The 18,877-nt window shown below is 43.0% G+C and carries 17 protein-coding genes; 6 read left to right on the top strand and 11 right to left on the bottom strand.

Going from position 1 to position 18,877, the window contains the following annotated elements:
• Positions 1-76 precede the first annotated feature (76 nt).
• The 5 genes from Q0788_RS12540 to Q0788_RS12560 form a co-directional block, all read right to left on the bottom strand.
• Positions 77-1,369 (bottom strand): VWA domain-containing protein, encoded by a 1,293-nt coding sequence (locus Q0788_RS12540; RefSeq protein WP_298811190.1) that lies wholly within the window; start codon positions 1,367-1,369, stop codon positions 77-79.
• 19 nt (positions 1,370-1,388) lie between these two features.
• Positions 1,389-2,315 (bottom strand): hypothetical protein, encoded by a 927-nt coding sequence (locus Q0788_RS12545; RefSeq protein WP_298811193.1) that lies wholly within the window; start codon positions 2,313-2,315, stop codon positions 1,389-1,391.
• Positions 2,316-2,536: 221 nt separating this feature from the next.
• Positions 2,537-2,788: a hypothetical protein gene (locus Q0788_RS12550; RefSeq protein WP_298811196.1), complete on the bottom strand. Its 252-nt coding sequence runs from the start codon at positions 2,786-2,788 to the stop codon at positions 2,537-2,539.
• A gap of 44 nt (positions 2,789-2,832) precedes the next feature.
• Positions 2,833-3,291: a hypothetical protein gene (locus Q0788_RS12555; protein ID WP_298811198.1), complete on the bottom strand. Its 459-nt coding sequence runs from the start codon at positions 3,289-3,291 to the stop codon at positions 2,833-2,835.
• Positions 3,292-3,463: 172 nt separating this feature from the next.
• Positions 3,464-6,433, bottom strand: coding sequence for a valine--tRNA ligase (locus Q0788_RS12560; protein ID WP_298811200.1), 2,970 nt, complete (start codon positions 6,431-6,433; stop codon positions 3,464-3,466).
• Positions 6,434-6,692: 259 nt separating this feature from the next.
• Here Q0788_RS12560 and Q0788_RS12565 point away from each other — a divergent pair, with 259 nt between their 5' ends.
• Positions 6,693-7,835 (top strand): formate/nitrite transporter family protein, encoded by a 1,143-nt coding sequence (locus tag Q0788_RS12565; RefSeq protein WP_298811202.1) that lies wholly within the window; start codon positions 6,693-6,695, stop codon positions 7,833-7,835.
• Positions 7,836-8,026: 191 nt separating this feature from the next.
• Here the strand turns inward: Q0788_RS12565 and Q0788_RS12570 are convergent, their stop codons facing one another.
• The 6 genes from Q0788_RS12570 to Q0788_RS12595 all read right to left on the bottom strand — a co-directional run bounded on the left by Q0788_RS12570 (position 8,027) and on the right by Q0788_RS12595 (position 13,068).
• Positions 8,027-8,950 (bottom strand): bile acid:sodium symporter family protein, encoded by a 924-nt coding sequence (locus Q0788_RS12570; protein WP_298811205.1) that lies wholly within the window; start codon positions 8,948-8,950, stop codon positions 8,027-8,029.
• A gap of 305 nt (positions 8,951-9,255) precedes the next feature.
• Positions 9,256-9,762 carry a heavy metal-binding domain-containing protein gene (locus Q0788_RS12575; protein WP_298811207.1) on the bottom strand — a complete coding sequence of 169 codons (507 nt, stop codon included), beginning with the start codon at positions 9,760-9,762 and terminating at the stop codon, positions 9,256-9,258.
• 78 nt (positions 9,763-9,840) lie between these two features.
• A complete protein-coding gene (locus Q0788_RS12580) occupies positions 9,841-10,281 on the bottom strand; it encodes a YbjQ family protein (protein ID WP_298811209.1) in 441 nt (146 codons plus the stop codon).
• 116 nt (positions 10,282-10,397) lie between these two features.
• Entirely contained in the window at positions 10,398-10,955 is a 558-nt protein-coding gene (locus Q0788_RS12585; RefSeq protein WP_057761653.1) for a YecA family protein, read from the bottom strand.
• A gap of 244 nt (positions 10,956-11,199) precedes the next feature.
• Positions 11,200-11,436: a PA3496 family putative envelope integrity protein gene (locus Q0788_RS12590; RefSeq protein WP_057761656.1), complete on the bottom strand. Its 237-nt coding sequence runs from the start codon at positions 11,434-11,436 to the stop codon at positions 11,200-11,202.
• A gap of 186 nt (positions 11,437-11,622) precedes the next feature.
• A complete protein-coding gene (locus Q0788_RS12595; RefSeq protein ID WP_298811213.1) occupies positions 11,623-13,068 on the bottom strand; it encodes a hypothetical protein in 1,446 nt (481 codons plus the stop codon).
• Between the two features lie 495 nt (positions 13,069-13,563).
• On the opposite strand from Q0788_RS12595, the gene serB reads away from it, so the two are divergent.
• From serB to bioB, 5 genes are all read left to right on the top strand, one after another.
• Positions 13,564-14,754, top strand: a complete 1,191-nt coding sequence (gene serB / locus Q0788_RS12600) for a phosphoserine phosphatase SerB (RefSeq protein WP_298811216.1) — start codon at positions 13,564-13,566, stop codon at positions 14,752-14,754.
• A gap of 317 nt (positions 14,755-15,071) precedes the next feature.
• Positions 15,072-16,067 (top strand): DUF368 domain-containing protein, encoded by a 996-nt coding sequence (locus tag Q0788_RS12605; protein WP_298811219.1) that lies wholly within the window; start codon positions 15,072-15,074, stop codon positions 16,065-16,067.
• Between the two features lie 277 nt (positions 16,068-16,344).
• Positions 16,345-16,737, top strand: coding sequence for an AciT family ciprofloxacin tolerance protein (gene aciT, locus Q0788_RS12610; protein WP_298811221.1), 393 nt, complete (start codon positions 16,345-16,347; stop codon positions 16,735-16,737).
• A 206-nt stretch (positions 16,738-16,943) separates the two neighbouring features.
• Positions 16,944-17,450 carry an SCP2 sterol-binding domain-containing protein gene (locus Q0788_RS12615; RefSeq protein WP_290178609.1) on the top strand — a complete coding sequence of 169 codons (507 nt, stop codon included), beginning with the start codon at positions 16,944-16,946 and terminating at the stop codon, positions 17,448-17,450.
• A gap of 245 nt (positions 17,451-17,695) precedes the next feature.
• Positions 17,696-18,859 (top strand): biotin synthase BioB, encoded by a 1,164-nt coding sequence (gene bioB, locus Q0788_RS12620; protein WP_298811224.1) that lies wholly within the window; start codon positions 17,696-17,698, stop codon positions 18,857-18,859.
• Positions 18,860-18,877: the final 18 nt, after the last annotated feature.

The raw sequence follows: 18,877 nt of genomic DNA on the forward strand, positions 1-18,877 counted from the left end.
AACTATTTTGAATAATAAAAAACCGCCATAGTATTTGCTGTGGCGGTTTTTTATGGTTAATAGACTGACAAGGTTATTACTGCACGATACCAAGCTGCTTGGCTTCTTTTAGCCACATTGGAAACTCTTCTAGCATGTTTTCATACAAAGCTTCTTCGCTAATGTCATCCAAGTCATCAAGTTCAAAAAAGTCACAATTATCAATCACGCGCCCTGTCATATCGTCTAGTTTTTTTAGGATGCCATAACCACGACCACCCAAGCCCACGAACTGCCAAAATATCGGTAGTTTCGCGGCTTCCGTCATGACTCTCGTGATACCGCGATTGTCATTCACCCCGCCATCACTGATAAATAGCACGTAGATAGGCACATCTAAGCCGTCTTTTTGGTAAAACTCCGTCACGGCTTTCATGACCTCTGCTTCATTGTTGATGCGCGGGCCAAGTGCCCATTTACGCCAACCGCCATGAGCGTTGTTAATGAAACCGTCATAGTTGCTCAGTCCAATCTCGCCCAAATACTGCGGATCTCGGGCAAACGCCCAGCAGTCTAGCGCTTGGTCGTCATCGAAGTTCACTGCCAATGGCAATATGCGATTGACCACCTCTTGCACGCGGCCTTTTTTGTACTGTCTATTCATTGAGCCTGAAGCGTCTAGCACCAACGCCACTTTTGCCGTTAATTGCTGCAATTGGCGCTTCTCAAGCGATATCGTGGCTTTTTTGGCCAGATTGACCAGTTTTGGCGCTTTTTCTAGCATGACCTTCTCTAACGATGGCTTTGCTTGAACTGGCGCTGCGGTCGGCTCGAGTACTTGTGGGCTACTCTCTTCTACGTCACCACCGAAATGCTGCACGATGGCGGCAAGCCCTCCGTTAAAGCCTTGCGCGACGTTGGATACTCGCCAAACGCCACCCTTACGGTAAAGCTGCATCAGCATACTGGCTTGCTGCTGGGCAAAGTCGGCTGCTTGATACTCTGCCTGTGCTTTTTGTGACTGCTGCCAAATGCCAATCTCTAACGACTGAATTTGATTGAGCGGCGTGTCGGCTGATAATACAAAAAACAAGCTGTCTATATTAGTCGCCAGTTTGGATAAATTCACCTCAAACTCGGCTTGGATGCCTTTATTTGCCGTTGGCTGCGACTCGTAATGGGTGAGCTTGATTTGCCCGCACGGTGAGGTTGGCTGATTATAAAACACCATGTAATCATCATTTATCAGTTTGCCCGCTGCGTCTAAGGCAAAGCAGCTGATGTCCATCTCTATCGGGCTTTGGCGGGTAAACTTGAGCGTGATTGGTGCGGTATCGTCAATAGCAAGGTTGCTTAAAGGCGCGCGTTGTCCGACGGTGAGATGGTTCATGGTGTTATCCCAATCTTATTTAATGTTGCGTATTTCGTTTAACAGCAATGATGATTTGCCATGTGAGTATGCCGAACCATATAAAAAACAGTAGGCTGATAAATTCTATACCGCTTTTCTTTTCAAGTGCCTTACTGAATAGAGGAACATTGGCGGCACAAGCATTTAAAAGTTTTGATAGAAATATAAACCAGTCTTGTGTTACAAAATTTCTAAGTGATACAACATACCTTGCTATAGGTTCCTCACTAAAAATATATTTATGTACTTCTAAGATACCAGTGTAAACACCTATCGAAGATAAGAATATTATAAAAGGCTGAATATAGCTTTCACCAAATCTAGAGATATAATAATTAGCACATAATACAAAATAGCTTGAGAAATCATCTAAAGAGAAAAATGCTATTAATGTAACAATAAACAAAAGCAAGAAGATTACTAGCGAAGCCATCCACATTTTTATAGAAATCAATAATACTATCGCTAATATGATAAATAACAAGATGATCTTAGCGCGATAAAAAAAAGGAATTTTATCAGAAATATTACTCTTAATACTTATTTTATAATATTTCATTTCAGATATAAAAAATTTATTTGCTTCTATCTTATTATTTACTTTTTCGAATGAGTTTTTTATTATTCTTAAGGTCTCTCTATCCGTATACTTTGTATTTATATCAGCATTCAAAAAATTAGGCTCTTGCTTTGTGTTTGCCTGAGAAAACCTCAATCCTGAGGTGAAGTTAGCTTCTCTAAAGCTAGAAAACTCTTTGAAGGTAGTGTTTGTAAAATCTGTTATATTTTTCTCAGTATCGTCTCCAAAATATACGTTACTAAAAACTGCAAACTCTTCAAATATACTTTTATAAAAATTAGCCTTTTTTATACGACACTCGCTTATATCAAAAATACCCTCTACATTAGAATCATAAAACTCCATTTTTTCCAATGTAGCATTTTTTACTTCAAACTTACTTTTAAACTTAGTATCTTCTATCTTAAGACTTTTTATTTCCAGACTAGGTATATGTAGACTATCACCTCCTCTATTTTTACTTTGTAAATACTTTTTCTTATCGTATTTTTCTATACCATTTATTTTGAATTTGTAAAAAAACTCACACTCATATATACTTATTTTTTTGAAGGTAAATATATTATTTATCTCTTCCTTTTTTTATAATCAGCTACTTCATACTCTTCAATAATCCCGCTTTCTTTTTTATACTCAGGAATATTTAAAAATATTTTAGCTACTTTTACTTTCTTTATAGATACATCTTTTTTAAATTCACATCTATCAAATACATTATAAGTTATTAGGTTTATATTTTTATAATTTTCTATACTTACATCTTTATTAAAAACACATCTATTGTATCTATAATCTCTATCACCTGCATTTACTTTCAAAGAAAATTCATCATTTTCATTGAAAATCGAGTCTGCATATATATTTAACTTATCCAGAAATAAGCAATATTCGTAAAAAATATTACTATCTTCGCTTCTACAGATATTATAAAATTTACATTTTTTAAAAAAACTTTTCCTATATTTTTTAGCACATAGCCGTATCCACATAAATATTCATCTATAAAAACGGGAAACTCTATATTTTCTATACATACTTCATTATCTTCTAAAATCCTATTTAGTTCAATATTTTGATCAATAAATCCTTTATTTATATTTTTAATATTATTAATTATTCCATTTCTTATCTTTTTCTCTTCTTCACTATTTTCTTCTTTATGTCTATTGAATTTTTTTATTTTATTTAATATATACTGATGAAACTCCTTTCTAAAAGTTGATTCATAATCTAAATATTTTCTTATATTAATATCATTATAAGAACAGTGCAACGCACACTTATCTAAATTTTCAAATGTTTCATTTTTACAATCTGGCATGCTGCACGTCATATACATTGACCTTAAAAAAGTAATAATGAAGTATAAAATATAGTCGAATAATACCACACAATTATTTATCTAATTATTAAAAAACCAACTACCAATCCAAAAAAAACGCCTCCATTACGGAGGCGTTTTTTACCATTAACAGATTATTACAACCGTTTCATTACAACGCTTTCAACTGCTCCATCTGCGCCGTCATTGCCGTTAACTGCCCTTCTAGCTCAGCCAATTTCGCCTTTTCCGCATCGACCACTTCCGCAGGTGCTTTACTGACAAAGCCTTCATTGCCTAGCTTACGCGCGATACCGTCGGCTTGACCTTTCAACTTATCATATGACTTACCCAAACGTGCTAGCTCAGCCGTAGGATCAATCAGACCTTTCATCGGTACGAGTACCCGCAGCTGACCGACCATACTTGATGACGATAGTGGTACTTCATCGCCTTCTTTGACGATCTCTAAGCTCTCGACTTTGGCAAGCGCTTTGAACTGGTTTTTGATACGAGATAGACGCTCTTCTTCATCGGCAGAGACATTCTGTAGTAGCACTGGCAGACGTACCGCGTTACCCAGTTTCATCTCACCACGGATGTTACGGACGCTCGCGATTAGCTCTTGTAGCCATGCCATATCCGCTTCGGTCTGCTCACTGATTTGGCTGGCATCGGTCTGTGGATAGTCAGCGACCACGATGCTGTCCGTGTTTTTACGACCCAGTAGCGGCGCGATGGTCTGCCAGATTTGCTCAGTCAGATACGGCATGATTGGATGTGTGAAGCGTAGCGCAGTCTCTAGTACGTGCAGCAGCACATAGCGAATTTGCGCTTTACGCTCGTCTGATACCGAGTCATCATTTAGGCTGGCTTTGGCAAGCTCAACGTACCAATCACAGTACTCATTCCAGATAAACTCATAGATATCTTGGCTGACCATATCTAGACGATACTGAGCAAAATGCTGATGAATTTCTTTGATGCTAGAGTTCAAACGGCTCATGATCCATTTTTCTGGTAACTCCCATACGTCAGGGTTTGCTACTTGATCGATAGGCTTGGCATTGCTTTCACCATCGACGCAGTTCATCAGTACAAAACGGCTGGCGTTCCAGATTTTATTACAGAAGTTGCGATAGCCCTCGACACGTTTTAGATCAAAGTTGATATCGCGACCCGTACTGGCTAATGAGGTAAAGGTAAAGCGCAGTGCATCCGTACCATACGCTGGGATGCCTTCTGGGAACTCTTTACGCGTTTGCTTTTCGATTTTGGCCGCGTCTTTCGGGTTCATCATATTGCTAGTGCGTTTTTCTACCAGTGCTTCTAGCTCAATACCATCGATAAGATCGATCGGATCTAAGACGTTACCTTTTGATTTTGACATTTTTTGACCATTGCCATCACGTACCAGACCATGCACATAGACGGTCTTAAACGGTACTTGCGGCGTGCCGTCTTCGTTTTTCACAAAGTGCATGGTCATCATGATCATGCGGGCAACCCAAAAGAAGATAATGTCAAAACCTGTCACGAGCACGCTGGTGGGGTGGAAAGTATCCATCACGCGTGGATCAGCGTTGACGTCTGCCCAGTCAAGCGTACTGAATGTCCATAGACCAGAGCTGAACCACGTATCGAGTACGTCATCATCTTGGCGCAGTTTTACATCGTCGCTTAAGTTGTATTTGCTACGTACTTCCGCTTCGTCACGGGCGACATAGATTTCACCTGTCGCATCGTCATACCATGCAGGGATACGATGACCCCACCATAGCTGGCGGCTGATACACCAGTCCTGTAGATCGGTCATCCACGCCATATACATGTTTTTGTACTGCGCAGGGACGAACTCAATGCTGCCGTCTTCTACCGCGTCAATCGCTGGCTTGGCAAGCTCTTTAACTGCGACATACCATTGATCGGTCAACCACGGCTCAACGATCGTACCGCCACGCTCAGCACGCGGGGCTTTTAGTGCATAGTCTTCGATGTCTTCTAACCAGCCCTGCTCGCCTGCTTGCTCTACAAGGAATTTACGCGCAGCAAAACGCTCAAGTCCTGCGTACTCGCTTGGCGTAGTCTCTAGCTCTGGCTCACGCGTCTGCAGATCAGGATAAACTTCCATCGCTGGCAAGATATTGGCGCGCTCATCTAAGATATTAATCAATGGCAAGCTATGACGACGACCTAGCTCATAGTCGTTGAAATCATGCGCTGGGGTGATTTTGACACAGCCCGTACCGAAGTCGCTCTCGACATAATCATCAGCGACGATAGGCACGACGCGACCCGTAATTGGCAAGGTAATGGTTTTGCCGACTAAATGTGCATAACGCTCATCGCTAGGATTAACGGCGACAGCGGTATCACCAAGGAGTGTCTCAGGACGCGTGGTGGCTACAACCAGATAGTTTTTACCATCTTGAGTTAGTAGCTCTGTATCTGTGAAATGATAGCGGAAATGCCACAAGCTGCCTTTTTCGTCGTGGTTTTCTACTTCTAAATCAGACAGCGCAGTTTGGAACTTTGGATCCCAGTTAACCAAACGCTTACCGCGATAAATTAAACCATCATCGAAAAGACGAACGAACACTTCTTTTACCGCATTGGACAGACCATCATCCATGGTAAAGCGCTCACGCGACCAGTCAACCGAGCTACCCAAACGGCGAATCTGGCTGGTGATATTGCCACCCGACTCTTCTTTCCATTCCCAGACTTTATCGATGAAATCTGCACGTGTCATATCACGGCGCTTGATACCTTGCGCCTCTAGGCGACGTTCAACGACCATTTGGGTGGCGATACCCGCATGATCCGTACCTGGCTGCCAAAGCGTATTGTCGCCATCCATACGGTGATAACGCGTGAGCGCATCCATGATTGCATTGTTAAAACCATGTCCCATATGCAGCGAGCCAGTGACGTTTGGCGGTGGCAGCGCAATAGAAAACGACTCGTCTTTATCAAAAGTCGGCTGAAAATAGCCGCTTTCTTCCCAGCCTTGATACATACCGGCTTCGACTTCCGCAGGATTATAGGCACTCTCTAATTGGCTTAACGCCGCTTGGATCGACTGGGTCAGATTGGTCTTCGCATTGCTGTCAATGCTGGTATCGGTATTAGGATTGCTCATAATAGGGTGATCTTATTGTTGATAATGAATGTGGTCAAAATGAGATAGCGCAAAACGCTATAAAAACAGGAAAAATAGTTGATAGTGTGATTTTAACGCAGATAGGCAGATTTTGTTAGATGGTAAGACAATTTATAAAGCCTGAAGGCAGTTTTTAATCAAATTGTTAATCAATTAACAACAGCAATCAGAAGAATGGGAAATATAATAGAGATTACTTATGCAGCAAAATCATTAGCCTATAACCAGCGAGCCAACCGTGTCCCAAGATACCGAGCATGACCATGATTCTCAGGCTAATCGACCAAACGATGAGCGTACAAATGCGAGTACCACTACTCCTGTGCCTGAAGGTGAAGATACGCTAGAAGAAAGTAGCGACTTTTCTAAAGACATTGAGGTAGACAAGGAAGCAGACGACACTACAGATAGTCATGCAAACGAAACTTCAGATAGTGACGCAGACGAACCTATTAAAGCCACCGAAGACCTAGAAAACGATGACCTGCCAGAAGAAATTAGCGATGAAGACAAAGAAACCATCAAAAAGGTTGCCAGTGACGACAATCTCAGCCAAGCAAAAAGCTACGCCAGTATCTTAGTCGAGCAAGTTATCCACGCCAAAGAAACCTTTGAGCGTTCACTTGGCTCGCTATTTACCAGTGCCTTTACGGCTGGGCTAGAGATTGGCATCAGCTTTTTTATGATTTTATCAGCGTTTGCCTTACTTAATGATGTGATGCCAAGTCGCTATGCCATGGTGCTGTCGTCACTGTTGTATCCGATCGGCTTTATTATCGTGGTGATTGGTCAATCGTTATTATTTACTGAGCAGACTTCCCTCTTGAGCTTACCTGTCTTAAATAAAATTGAGCCGCTACATAAACTGCTGCGGCTATGGGGAATTGTCATCGCTGGTAATATCGTTGGCGGTTGTATATTTGCAGCATTAATGATCGGTCTGGGGCTGCATATGCATCTGTTTACAGACCATGCTATCGATGTCTATGCCGAGCATATCTTAGGTTTTGAGTGGTGGGTTATCTTTGGCAGCGCGGTACTGGCAGGCTGGATGATGGGCGTGGCTGCATGGCTGGTGACTTCTGCACGTGACACGCTTAGCCGTATCGTACTGGTGACGCTTATCACTGGTAGTATTGGGTTTTTAGGTTTGCATCATAGTATCGTGGGTAATATCGAGGTATTTTCAGCATTACTATATGGCAATACCGTCAGTCTCTGGCGCTACTTGGTATTTTTAGTTGTGGTACTGGTGGGCAATACGGTTGGCGGTGTGGTGTTCGTCGCGGTACTCAAAAACCGTACGTTCTTATTTGAAATTGAAAAAGTCAAAGAGCAAGCTGCCGAGGCAAGAGCGAAAATGGACAGACGAAGATTCTAGACTTGAGATAAAACTGATTTGAGCTAAAACTAGTTTGAGTTAAAAGTAACACTAAACACAAAAGCCCATAACACGCTTCATTATACAAAGCGGATTATGGGCTTTTTTTATTGCATCATACATTGCTGCTTGTTTGTCAAGTACTGTCTCAACTGGCGCAACAATGCGTTACTGCGGTTATCTTAAACCTTTTACATTCTACGTGCTGCCAATACACTGTTTTCTATCTCGGTTCTTTTGGCTTTATTGTGCTGGGCAGTAAATACTCTAACCATGATACCAGCGGTCAAGAACATGATTAGCGTATAAATGGCTGGTGTCATCGACATCTTATAGTTAGCCAATAACGTCAGTGCCATAAACATTGAAAGCGTACTGTTTTGTAGGCCGACTTCCATAGTAATCGAGCGTCTTTGCGCAGGATTTAGACCAAACCATTTGCTGGTGTAATAACCAAGCGCCATCGTCGATACGTTCAGTATCAATGCCACAGGGCCAGTAGCGATTAACGCTTCAACGATAATGTCTCGTTGTACATAGCTCAAGAAAAGTACCAAGAAGCTCAAAAATATCACGCCAAAACGAGACACCATCACCTGTCCCTTGTCTGCTGCGTTAGGCGCATAGCGTTTGATCAACATACCAATACTGACGGGTAAGATAGTCAGAGCAATTAGGCTAATCATGGTCTTGACCACTGGCAACTGAAACTCACTACCAGCACCCATGAAGTATACGAGCGAAAAACTGAGGACGATAGGAATAGTAAATACGGTAATGACACTGGCAATAGCGGTCATGGTGACCGAAAGTGCAACGTCACCTTTGGCTAAATAGGTAAATAGATTCGATGTCGTGCCACCAGGACACAGTACCAGCAACATAACCCCAACGGCATACTCTGGTTCGAGAGACATGGAGGTTGCCAAAGCAAAACCTACCAATGGTAAAAATATTAGCTGATTGGTCAAGCCTATGGCGACCGCTTTAGGGTACTTGACGACTCTCTTAAAATCATTGGTAACTAAGGACAATCCCATTCCCATCATAATCAAAAAGATACTAATGGGAATGACTTTTGCATTTACAAACGTGACTAACTCAACACCTTCCATAACTACATCCTTGTAGATAGAGCCCTTACACGGGCAGGTTTATGACAACCTCGTCATGCTCAATCAGCCAATCCTGCTGATATCTTGGGTAAAAGCCACCGACGTTGTCAGCTCTTTATATGACACTTTTCCATACAGTCGTGTTTTTAAACCGACAATTTTTGATAAAACTGGTTTATACGAACCGAAATAATAACGGAACGGCAAAATTCAGTATATCGTTGTAAAAGTGTATGGTTTTGATTTTTCTGACTACTCGTCAGTCAATTATAGGTTTTTACACTTGAAAATAAAGTAGAAATGATTTAAGCGGAGGTTTTGTGATTTACAGCAGATGTAGGTTTAATATGGTCAATACTAATCACTGCCGTACCGTAGGCGATGGCTTCAACCATACTGCCTAATTGGTTGACATTGGTTACCTCAAGACGTAACCCGTAGATATGCGTGTAGCCTTTGGCTTTTGCCTCAGTCCGCATACGAACGATGGCCTCGCGGCGGGCACGATCTAGCAAAGTCTCATAGGTGGTTAAATTTTTGCCAAAGACACTTAATACGCGAGCGATGATCATTTTGAAATAATCTTGAGCGATGACGACACTACCAAGTACCAGCTCGCCTTCACTACCCACCGCTAACTTGGGACGGTATAGACGTTCGCTTGAGACGGTGATATCGCCCAATGCTTGCTCTGCTACTGTTAGCTGTGCCAAATGCTGACGCTCATGGCGTGACCCGAAGAACCAGCCAGCCGCGAATAAGAAGACAAACGGCCCATAATTGATGAGCACTTGCGTGAGTGAATCATTCATAGCACGTTTCTCATCATAAAAAGCATCGGTGCTTTTAGCATTATAGGATTTGGTATTGTAGTTTTTAGTATTATAGAATCAACCAAAAGGATTGAAACGCGGTAAATCATCGGGTGCGACTTGGGTCTGAGTACTCACATTTTGACTAGAATGGTTGTGTCCATCGCTTGGCGGGTTTTGATACTGCTGCTGTGATATCGGCGCGACCTTGACCGCTGTACCATAGACAAACAGCTCTGAGGCACCTTGGGCAATACTAGAAGTTGAAAAACGCAGACCGACCACCGCATCAGCCCCTAGCGCCTCTGCTTTGACAATCATGCGATCGATTGCTTCTTGGCGTGACTCTTCTAATAGCTCGGTATAAGCCGTCAGCTCGCCGCCAACGATGTTTTTTAACCCAGCGAACAAGTCTTTACCCACATGCTTTGAGCGCACAGTACTACCGTACACCACGTCTAGGCGTTCGGTAATTTGATAGTTAGGTAAGTGTTCAAGATTAGAGAGTTGCACAGTCATAGGATGACCTTATCGGTGACTTATAAAATATATAGTAAACCAAAGCGCTGCGATACAGCATAGACAAAACAAGACAGAAACAGCACTGCTAGTAGCAACGCTGTTTCTTAGCCTTACTAATCGTTGGTATGGAACAATAAGAACAGCTCAGTCAAATTACCTTCGATGCTATTGGCCATCTGTACCATTTTATCTTCGTCTTTACGCATCTCAGACAGCTCTGGATCTTCATCATCGATACCGCTAAGTACGATCATAGGCAATGTCAATACTGCTACGTCTTCTGCCGTTTCTTGATCTTCGAACCAGTCGCTTGCTTCATCACCATACATGGCATCGACAAAACCGATTGACCAAGCAACGATGTCTGACTCGTCAGAGAAATCAACTGCCACTTCTTCGTTACCAGCATCTTCACCAAACGGTAATTCGATCGGTGTCTCGTTCTTTAGCTCAGCCATGATTGAATCGCGCCAACGTTTGATACCGTCGATGACGTTTTCTGGAATCTCACTCACGTGACCTTCGAACAGGGCATCCATCCAGTTAGGCAATGGACGACCGATGACTGTCGCTGTCAAAAAACCATGCGCTGCGACACTATCTAGCACGAACTGGCTTTCTTGATTGTCCAAATAGTCCAGTAATTCATCAAAACTTAGTTGGTTACTCATAATTTGGTATTCCTTAAAAGATAGATGTCGTCAATCACAATGAGCGATCGGTTAAATGACAGATGGCGGGTAATTTGAGGGTAAAGACTGCTCAACTCATTCAAGCTAAGCAACCTCTATCAGGTAAGTAGTATGGAACATAACTGGATGCGAGCGAGCAGAAAAAACACCAAACAGCAGGCAACCCAGTTAATGGTTCATCATTAAAGCACTTTAGTCCGCTTAAAAGACTGACGACGATAAATTAAAAATCGTCATCATCCCAATCATCGCCATCTTCATCGAAGTTGTCTATATCGTCTAGATCGTCTTTTAACTCTTTAGCCAAACGCTTTTCTTCTAGCAAGTTATCGATTAGCCGACGTTTTTCAAGACTACTTAAACGTGTACGTACGCTCGTCTCAGCTTCTTCAACCATCTTTGCATCATCATCGTCGACAAAATCATCATCAAAATCGTCGTCAATATCAGCGTCACTCATGACAAACTCCTATCATTTTTAGGCAAGGGTATTAAGAATACATCAATATATATATGCCTTATAAAGTCTCTATTGAATGTTGTCAATCCTTTTTCGCAATATGGTACATTTCAACCCTACGATTAAGATAGTTCAGTAGGCTATATAACAGACAATTGTAATACAAATGACCAAATACAGTCGGCATTAAATGTGTAGCTCATCTTCATCTTCAATCATTAGAACTGCATTGCGCACATCGGCCAAACGCTGAATCAATGAGTCGTTAGCACCGTCAAATATCGCACACTCACGCTCATAGACAGTGGTTGGGCGCATGATGTTATGTACTTGTACATGATTGCTGATTTGCTTGAGACCGGCATTTGGCAATAGTATCAATAGCTGCTCTTTTTTGCCGATACTCTGGAGCAAGTGAGTCATTGGCTCTGACTGCGCATCATCACTCACGCCCGCTTTCGCTGGCAAAGCAAAACGTGACAGCTCAATGTGCTTATCGTGGATAATTTTGTTGAGCATTAAGTATAGCTTGGCAAGCATCACGCCTGCGAGTGCCACTTTTGCATGGCTATTATCAGCCTTTAGTACCACACTTGCGCCATTGTCTTCGAAGTGAGCTTCATTCATCGCACTCACACCCAACAGCAATGGCTGTCTTAGTAGCTCAGTCACGGCCTGATTGAGCAGCTGGGTGCAGAGTGCTAGATACGGAAGACGCTGCGCAGGTGCAAGGCGTTCAAGCATATTGAACTCATCATGGAATACGACTTGGACTTTGACGCTATCAACGGACCGTGTGGCAGACAGTTTAGACGTATGACTGACAGCTTGAGAAGTGACACCGTCTGTATCTGTTACTTCACTTTCGCTACCTTCACTCGCACTTGCTAGATTGTCAGTATCACTACCTGCCTCTTGGTTTTGCTGGGTTCTAAGATACTCGTTCACTTCGTTATGCACATTAAATTTGCGGGCATTAGTTACTTCGTCATCTATAGCATTATCCGTATTATCAGTCGCTACTTGACTGTCTGCTAAATGAGACGCTGATTGGCGCTCAAGTTCACGGTCGTAGCCGCGTTGATCGACTGGTCTATATTGGTCACGATACAGCTCTTGGATATCTCGACTCAATGCATTGATTTGCTCTTTGGTCGGACGAGCAAGGTAACCGTAAATCAACCAAAGCATTAAATGTAACAGCATGGTGCCGATAACAAACGGCCATTGCATGGCGATGATCTCGCCTTTGCTGACGTCTTTCAAAGTCAGTGCAACGCTACCGATCACTGCATCGCCATTGGTGGCGATTTGACGAATAGTGTCACCTTGCTGCATCGGCGCATTGCCTACTGGCACCAAGATATCATCGTTGTTGTCCTTAATCAGTATCCGTGTGACGTCTTGCTCGCTGGTATAGCGGTTGGCAATAACGCTTAAACTCACACGGTCTTTATTTTCTAAAGACAACCTTGCTTCATCAATCAGCTGGGCGACCATCTGCTCGCCTTTTAACGCACGACTATTGCTCAGCTGTTGGTCAGTACTAATGACCAATAACAGCGTCTGCAAACAAAAACTAACCAGAAGAATAATGGCAAACAACCCTTGCCGCGGCGCTAAATACGTCATGATATGTTAAACTTTTTTGGAGAGAAGAAATTAAAAAACGAGGCTATTGCTCATTTTTTGGCTAATTTTTAAACAATTTTGATATGCGCCAACTGTGATGCGCACATAGTGATAAAGCGGTACAGATTATTAGCGACTATCGACAGCACTATTACATCTAAGACACTGTTGTATCTAAAGCACTACTGATGACATCATTACTATGACTACCGTCAATATCGTTGCCAACGTTAATACCTTTTACCTTGCAATCTTTTGCGAATGTACCTAGATAAACAGCCAGCTTATCTCATCTACTATATCACCATAATAAGACTTATAGCGTGAGCGCTTTATAAATTTATCATAATAACTTTATCGCATTTTCTATGGCTTCTTACGCCATAAAATCTGTTTTTTAGCATCATTGTTACTTTGCGCGTCATCTATAGGCGCTGCCCAGTAAAACTGTTATTATTCCTAATCTTATATGAGCATACAAGGGACAATTGAGCCATGCCAAAAAATACATCTTATTCGTTACCAAAAGACAGCAAAGCATGGCAACAAGCCGTCGATTCTATTGCGGCATTATTACCCGAAAATACCAATTTGCAAGACTTTGATGCGCTACAGTCGCTACCTGTTTTTGCGCTCATCGTAGTACTGCCGACTCAGGTATCTGCATTAGATATTCATCAGTACGTTCAGTCGTGGGTCGATGAGCAGCCAAGCTGGCATCTAGTGACGGTTGCCGAAGATACTGACGCTAGCTTCGTCAATATCACGGTATCTGATACAGAGCCTACAGCAGCGGACGCACAGCGCCTACCCTTTACCCATACTCAGGTCTACCGTTATCTGTTAGTGCCAGTCACTGACACGCTGATGCACCCTGGCAAAAAAACCGCAGCCGCTCACATTATTGATGATCAGCTGACCGCTCGCCTGCGTCGTGACCTAACTGAAGAATATAACAACACACGCAGTGCCGACAGCGCCGATAACCTAAATGTCGTGGACTGTCATATCCTGTCTGTCGGTCATATGCTACGGACACACAAGCTTGCCTGCTTTGACATGGATTCAACCTTGATCGAGCAAGAAGTCATCGTAGAGCTGGCAAAAACAGCTGGGATTGGCGAAGAAGTTGAAGCCATCACTGAAGCCGCAATGCGCGGTGAGATTGATTTTGATGAATCTTTTGCTCAGCGTGTGGCTTTGCTAAAAGGTACTTCTACTGATGTGCTGGATGATATCTGTAGTCGTCTAACGTTATCGACTGGTGCGCGTACGACGATCAGTGCGCTAAAAGCATTGGGCTATCATACGGTGCTAGTATCAGGCGGCTTCACTTATTTTGCTCGTTACATCGCTGAGCAGCTGGGTATCGATGAAGTACATGCCAATGCTTTAGATATTGAAGAAGGTGAAGTTACTGGTCATGTACAGTGGCCTATTGTCAATGGTGCTAAAAAAGCTGCTATCGTTGAGCATACCGCTGAGCGCTTAGGTATTGAGATGTCACAAGTGGTCTGTGTCGGTGACGGTGCTAATGACTTACCGATGATGGCATTGGCCGATCTGGGTGTGGCCTATCATGCCAAACCAATCGTTCAAGCACGTGCTGATGCCGCTATCAACGTGACAGGGCTTGAAGGGACTCTGTACGCTCTTGGCTATCCGGCACTGGCGCCTACTGAGTAATTGCAGAACGCTTTATGCCATTCAATAAGCTAGGTTAATGTTTTGTCATTAATCTGGCTTTTATGCTTTAGGGCGCGGCTTAGACAAGAAAAATAGCGTAGATAGTACCGATATATTAACTAGCTATTTGACGATGTCTGACAAGATTTATCCATTTTTAGTTCAGTTAAATGACTATCAAATGAATTGAAGACATGCCTTAGTACGTGATGATAATTAATAAAATCTGCTATGCACACTGATGTTTAGCTCACGCCTGTTTTTAGCCAATGCTTACTTTCAGATAACACTTATTTTTAAATGATAAAGGAATACCCATGACGGCATCACAATCTCCACGGCCAACTCAGCCGTCAGCGCCAACACCATTAGAGCAAGATACGGTACCTGTACGTACCGATAGCCCCAAGCAGCTGGTAGGTATCTATGTCAGAGGGATGGCCATGGGAGCAGCTGATATTGTGCCTGGCGTCTCTGGCGGCACTATTGCGCTGATTGCAGGGATTTACGAGCGCTTGATTAACGCACTTGGCAGCATCGGCCCCAATCTTTGGGCGATCTTTCGACAAGAAGGTGGCATCAAAGGATTCGCGGCGATTTGGCGACAAGTAGACGCGACGTTTCTATTGTGTTTGCTACTGGGTATTGCTACTAGCTTTGCGACCTTAGCCGGTATCATTAAGCATTTATTGGACAATCAACCATTGCTTATTTGGTCGTTCTTTTTTGGACTGGTCGTCGCAACGGTGTTTATCTTACTTAGTGAAATTAAGCGCTGGAATATAGGGCGTGTCGCACTGTTTGCGACTGGGCTTATTGCCGCTGTGGCCATTAGTAGTATGCCGTTACTCACGACCACGCCTAGCTTACCGTATCTGTTTTTTGCAGGGGCAATTGCTATTTGTGCCATGATCCTACCGGGAATATCAGGGTCGTTTATTTTGCTATTGCTAGGCGCTTACGATGCAGTATTAGAAGCAGTCGATACGATGAATTTGAGCGCCATTTTCACAGTCATTGCGGGTATGGCGACTGGGCTATTGCTATTCACGCGTGCACTCAAGTGGCTACTCTCACATTATTATCAGGCTACCTTGGCATTGCTGACAGGCTTTATCGCAGGCTCTCTAATAAAAGTATGGCCATGGAAAGTAGATGCGCTAGGCTCGTTAAATACTGAAGCCGTCCATAATGTCATGCCATGGCAATACCCTACTGGCGCACAGTGGTCAACGACAGTAGGACTTATGTTGCTCGGTGCTATTCTAGTTTCGTTATTATCGTGGTGGGGTAATCGCACCAACCGAGTCTAAGTATTTAGCAAACTGTCAATCCTGTTTGCTATTTTACTTTGCTAGCTAACAAACACCCTCCCGAGCAAACAAAACCATTTCCATATCACTCAAAATAAGCGCCACTCCTTACGGCGCTTAGCCTAAAACCTAGCCATCAAATATCGCAAAACAAGCCAAAAAACCAAACGTCAACGGTTGTCGCAAAGTCGCCTGCACCCTCTTCAGCTTTACTCAATAACCTCTCATAATAGTCTTATTGGAATTCACCTTATGAATAGCGAGATGAATGATGTTAATGACTATATTTTCTTTTATCGGTGTAGAGGCATGGAGCGGCGCGGTATGGCTTGGTTATGGACTGCTAGCCAGTTTAGTAGTGGTGCTTGCCGTATCGTCATATCGTTGGCTACTGCTATATCTGTTTGGCGGGATGGCCTATTGGTTCACCGTTGAGTTGATTCAAAATATATTAGCAGGTCGCCCTATGTTGATTGAGCTATCGTCATGGCATCGCTATATCATCGCTATGGGCATCAGTTGGTTACCGTTGGCAGCTTGGGTACTGTATCGGGCATTACGCTATGATGATGTGAGTCAGACAGTTAGCCAGCAACGTGAGCTAGAAGCCGCACGCTATATCGAGCATACTCCTGTCTATGATGATAATTATCAGCCACGTTTCCGTTAAAACTGTCCTATTTATACCTCTGTTTGTCTATATCAACACCTTACTTACGTCAGTGACATCGAATGTTACAAGATACTTAACGCTCTCTACTTAACTCCTAAAGAGTTGGCACCCTATGATAGTTTATAATCCAGTTATATATTTGTCATAAAAACTGGTATAAAGTACGCTTTATTTTTATGCCTCATTTCTTTAGGAGTTCTGCTATGTTTACTGTTCCTGTATTAGATATCAAATCTGATCCATTAGATGCTTTATTGGCTGTCGTTGGCTATCGTTTGTCTATGTTAGCTGATAGCGATAACGAAGACGTCAAAGCGTTATTCGCTGATCGTCAAGTTACGATTGAATTTGCTAGTACTGAGTCTGATATCGCCCGTTTTTTTAGCTTTGACAATGGACAGTTTAGTCAACAAAGCGGTCATGCAAAAGAAGCCGATTTGACCATCACTTTCAAAGACTCTATGACTGGCGTTAGACTGCTAACCAAAGGTAGCTTACCTGCCTTTATGACTGCTGTACAAGAAGGTAACTTGAGCATTGAAGGCGACTATAGCCTAATGATGTGGTTCAACAAACTTGCTAAGCATATCGTTCCAGCTATCCCAGAAGAGTGCAAACCATATATTCAAAAAGCCAAACCTTACGCGTATAAAGCACAGAAATTTGCTGAGCATTGGGTTGGTATCGCTAAGCACAAACTTGGTAAATAAAAAGAATGGTGCACTGAGCGGTAGTCATTGGTAGAATGGATGATATAGAACTAGATAGCCAAACGTATAGTTACTATTTATGTGCGCTACTGTGACAATTATACATACTGTCTAGCAGTGTTCTGATTTTCTAAAAAGGTTGCGGTATACTATACGGCAACCTTTTTTGTTACCTTATAAATGACAATAGATAAAAACATTGGTTTTATTTAATACCCTCTCATTCTTATAAAAGGACTTACCTTATGGCAGGATTGCTTAGCATCTCCGAACCTGACGCCACCCAGCCAACTGATGTAGCCACTCAGCCAGATACGACCAACAGTGATTTTTTGGCCAGTCTAGCCACAGACGCGACTCAAACTGATAGTAAAGTAGCTACGACATATAGCCGTGAAGAAATCGCGCAACTGTTTGATTTACCTCTAATGGACTTGCTGTTACAAGCACAGACTATTCATAGAAAGCATTTTACTGCCAATGAAGTACAGATCAGCACGCTACTCTCTATCAAAACGGGCAACTGCCCTGAAGATTGCGGCTACTGCTCACAGTCAGGTCATCATCGCGACACCACCAAACTACAAGCAGAAAAACGCATAGAAGTTGACAAAGTCATCGCAGCGGCCAAACGAGCCAAAAACAGTGGCTCATCGCGCTTCTGCATGGGTGCCGCGTGGAAACATCCAAGTGCCAAAGACATGCCTTATGTGGTTGAGCTGATCAAAGAAGTAAAAGCCCTGGGACTTGAAACTTGTATGACACTGGGTATGCTCGATACCAATCAAGCAACGCAGTTGGCCGATGCAGGGTTAGATTATTACAACCATAACCTAGATACTTCGCGTAGCTACTATGAGCAAGTCGTCAGCACGCGCAGCTATGATGAGCGTTTAGATACGATAGAAAACGTGCGTAACTCTGGCATTAATGTCTGTAGTGGTAATATCGTTGGTATGGGCGAAAGCCGTGACGACCGCATCGATTGGGTACTTGAGCTGCTAAAAATGCCAAAAGCGCCTGAATCAATTCCAGTCAACTTACTGGTGCCTATCGCAGGCACACCGATTGGTGATAAAGTATTGGCCGAAGGTCAGCTGTCTGTACTTGAATGGATTCGTACTATTGCGGTCGCCCGTATTTGCTGCCCGACTAGCTACGTGCGTCTATCTGCTGGCCGCGAAAGTCTATCTGACTCTGAGCAAGCATTAGCATTTATGGCAGGCGCTAACTCGTTCTTTTATGGTGACAAGCTTCTTACCACTGGTAATGCAAGTCAATCAGGCGACGATAGACTCATGCGTGAGCTTGGCCTAACCAAACAGTTTGCCACACCAAGAGCACCTAAAGTACTGCCTGTGATGGATGCTATGAATGGTCATCAAACACAAGTTGTATTGGCAGATTAAGCCCAAGCCCACGCTAAA

This window comes from uncultured Psychrobacter sp., from assembly GCF_947500265.1.
Classification (GTDB): Bacteria; Pseudomonadota; Gammaproteobacteria; order Pseudomonadales; family Moraxellaceae; genus Psychrobacter.

Excerpts from the sequence above, each read along its gene's own strand:
- Q0788_RS12560 (WP_298811200.1), bottom strand. The coding sequence starts at position 6,433 with ATGAGCAATCCTAATACCGATACCAGCATTGACAGCAATGCGAAGACC.
- serB (WP_298811216.1), top strand. The coding sequence starts at position 13,564 with ATGCCAAAAAATACATCTTATTCGTTACCAAAAGACAGCAAAGCATGG.
- Q0788_RS12605 (WP_298811219.1), top strand. The coding sequence starts at position 15,072 with ATGACGGCATCACAATCTCCACGGCCAACTCAGCCGTCAGCGCCAACA.
- Q0788_RS12580 (WP_298811209.1), bottom strand. The coding sequence starts at position 10,281 with ATGACTGTGCAACTCTCTAATCTTGAACACTTACCTAACTATCAAATT.
- Q0788_RS12585 (WP_057761653.1), bottom strand. The coding sequence starts at position 10,955 with ATGAGTAACCAACTAAGTTTTGATGAATTACTGGACTATTTGGACAAT.
- bioB (WP_298811224.1), top strand. The coding sequence starts at position 17,696 with ATGGCAGGATTGCTTAGCATCTCCGAACCTGACGCCACCCAGCCAACT.
- Q0788_RS12590 (WP_057761656.1), bottom strand. The coding sequence starts at position 11,436 with ATGAGTGACGCTGATATTGACGACGATTTTGATGATGATTTTGTCGAC.
- Q0788_RS12595 (WP_298811213.1), bottom strand. The coding sequence starts at position 13,068 with ATGACGTATTTAGCGCCGCGGCAAGGGTTGTTTGCCATTATTCTTCTG.
- Q0788_RS12540 (WP_298811190.1), bottom strand. The coding sequence starts at position 1,369 with ATGAACCATCTCACCGTCGGACAACGCGCGCCTTTAAGCAACCTTGCT.
- Q0788_RS12575 (WP_298811207.1), bottom strand. The coding sequence starts at position 9,762 with ATGAATGATTCACTCACGCAAGTGCTCATCAATTATGGGCCGTTTGTC.
- Q0788_RS12570 (WP_298811205.1), bottom strand. The coding sequence starts at position 8,950 with ATGGAAGGTGTTGAGTTAGTCACGTTTGTAAATGCAAAAGTCATTCCC.
- aciT (WP_298811221.1), top strand. The coding sequence starts at position 16,345 with ATGACTATATTTTCTTTTATCGGTGTAGAGGCATGGAGCGGCGCGGTA.
- Q0788_RS12615 (WP_290178609.1), top strand. The coding sequence starts at position 16,944 with ATGTTTACTGTTCCTGTATTAGATATCAAATCTGATCCATTAGATGCT.
- Q0788_RS12545 (WP_298811193.1), bottom strand. The coding sequence starts at position 2,315 with ATGGAGTTTTATGATTCTAATGTAGAGGGTATTTTTGATATAAGCGAG.
- Q0788_RS12555 (WP_298811198.1), bottom strand. The coding sequence starts at position 3,291 with ATGCCAGATTGTAAAAATGAAACATTTGAAAATTTAGATAAGTGTGCG.